Origin of the sequence: Hydrogenophaga sp., from assembly GCF_018780385.1 — a bacterium.
Lineage (GTDB): Bacteria > Pseudomonadota > Gammaproteobacteria > Burkholderiales > Burkholderiaceae_C > Hydrogenophaga.
This window is the reverse complement of record NZ_JADMJO010000159.1, coordinates 1-1,430: the sequence shown is the minus strand read 5'-3', so window position 1 is coordinate 1,430 and position 1,430 is coordinate 1. Positions and strand designations below refer to the sequence as shown.

Here is a 1,430-nt window from a genome sequence, read left to right as displayed (position 1 = left end):
TGGATGTTCGTGCTGGTGACCACCGACACGCCGCTGATCTTCTTCATGGCGCTCTCGGCCTGGGCCTACCTGCGCGCCGACACCAGCGCCACGCGCAGCGTGCCCTGGTACGCACTGGCGGGCTTGTTCCTGGGCCTGGCGTTTCTCTCCAAATACTTCGCGGCGCTGCTGGGCTTTGCCTACGCGGCCCACTGTTTCGGCTGGCGGCGCGAGCGCTGGTGGGCGCCGTTCCTGATCTTCACGCTGGCGCTCCCGTCGATCGGGCTCAACGTGGCCTTCAACGCCACGCACGGCTGGACCAACGTGATGTTCAACGTGTTCAACCGCAACGAAGGTTCGGCCTGGTCGTTCAAGACCTTCGGCGTGTACGTGGGCATGGCGGTTTACCTGCTCACGCCCTGGTTGCTGTGGCGCGGTGTCACCTCGCGAGCGGCCCCGGGCACCTCGGCCACCACGCGCACCACGCTCGCGGTGCTGTGGCTGTTTCCCATCCTGGTGTTTGCGTTGCTGAGCACGCGCCGCACGATCGGCCTGCACTGGGTGCTGGGTTTCGTGCCGGTGTTTGTGGTGTGGGCCGGAATGCGGCTTGAGGCCAGGCCGTTGCGCAGCGCGCTGAACTGGACGGTGGCCCTCTCCGTGCCGCATCTGCTGGTGGTCGCGGCCATTGCATGGGCGCCGTTGGCCTGGTGGCAACCCTTGAAGATTTACGACCGAGCTGTCTTCCTGCGCGAGACGCCCGCGGTGGTGGCCGCGCTGAAGCAAGACATGCCGGTCGACGCCACGCTGATGGCGCGCACCTACAACCCGGCGGGCATGCTGGCGTTTCACCACGGCGCGTATGTGCCGGTGTTCGGCGTGGGCCGCCACCACGCACGGCAAGACGATCAGATCGTGGACTTCCGGGTGTACGACGGCAAGCCGATCCGGGTGTTCCTGTACGACGAGCCGGTGCTGGCCGAGTTCGCGCCTTACTTCGACCGTGTGAATGTGAAGCGCTTCGAGGTGGAGGGCGTGCCGTTCTTCGCGGTGGATGGGGTGGGGTTCCGCTTCCAGGCGTATCGCGATGGGGTGCTGGCGGAGGTCGCGCGGGAGTTTCACGATGTGCCTGCCTGGCTGCCGGTTTTGGGGAGTCCTTTTTGTGAGCGGTATGGGTTTGTTTCCTGTTCGCCTTCTTCTCGTTTGAAGTGAGATTTTTTCTGTCGTGGCGAGCCGGGTCTCGGCCCGGCCACACGGCAAAAGACGGGGGCGGGAGCGGACTACCTTTCAGGCCCGCGTGTCTTGCTCCCCGCTTGCGCCGTCATTCGCTGGCGAGTAGCGCAGGAGCGCCCGGATCAGGGGCGCGCATGTCCGAAGGACGCGAAGCGGACAAGTTTGCGCGCACCCCGGGCGATCCGAGCAACGCAGCGTGCCCGAAGGGCCAGCGAATTCGG

Annotated in this window: 1 protein-coding gene; it reads left to right on the top strand. The window is 65.9% G+C overall.

The window, feature by feature from the left end; genetic code table 11:
* On the top strand, nt 1–1,188 hold a 1,188-nt coding region (locus tag IV113_RS25970; RefSeq protein WP_291091311.1), incomplete at its 5' end, for a glycosyltransferase family 39 protein.
* Nucleotides 1,189–1,430: the final 242 nt, after the last annotated feature.